The following is a 728-nucleotide window of genomic DNA, read 5'->3' as shown; positions in this document are numbered from 1 at the left end:
ATAGTTGATACCAAGCTGCTTACAGTAAAGGACAACCAGCTTTTCATCACGGCTGCCCTTGAAATTTTCAACCGCTTCCAGATTTTCTTTCAGTTCATCGGCAACGGTGGTCTGAGGTGCACTCTCGCTGTCCTTTTTATGGGCTTCCCGAATATCCCGGATAATCAGGTTGAGGTCATCCCGTACCATGTGACTGAAATATTCATCATCACTGATATGGGCGGCTTGCAACACTTTCAAATGGGGGTCATCTTCGCCGGGGCGATACCGTTCAATGATTTCATGCCGGACGGTATCGACAAGGGCGTTGAGGTTTTGAATCTGCATGGTGGCAATCCCATCCACATAAATCTCAATGTCCGCAAGAAACTTGATAAAGTCCTTATGGGTGGCAAGTTCGCACAGCAGACGGTTGTTAATCCGACCGCTTTTCAGAAGTGCTACCATCTCATCACTCAAATGCAGCTCCCTTAATGGCGTGTTGATCTCCGCCCGGTTCTCTGTCCGGCAAAAGAGATAATCAATGGACACCCCATAAAAATCTGCCAGCAGGATAAGGTTGCCATGATTGATTTCCTTATAGTCATCTTTTTCATAACTGCCAAGAGCCGATTTTGAAATACCCGTTTGCTCAGCCAGTTCTTCCAGTTTTAATCCTTTGTTTAATCGTAAATCTTTTAGCCGTTCCTGTATTGTAGTAGCTCCGTTCATTGAAGCAGTTCCCCCTT

Annotated in this window: 1 protein-coding gene; it reads right to left on the bottom strand. The window is 45.7% G+C overall.

Annotated elements, in window-relative coordinates; all coding sequences use genetic code 11:
• Positions 1–711, bottom strand: a 711-nt coding sequence (locus PGZ10_RS16425; protein WP_270541901.1) for a helix-turn-helix domain-containing protein, incomplete at its 3' end; no start/stop codon positions are given.
• Positions 712–728: the final 17 nt, after the last annotated feature.

The organism is Coprococcus sp. AF102-57, assembly GCF_027686195.1.
Lineage (GTDB): Bacteria > Bacillota > Clostridia > Lachnospirales > Lachnospiraceae > Allocoprococcus > Allocoprococcus comes.
This window is presented reverse-complemented; position numbering and strand designations above follow the sequence as displayed.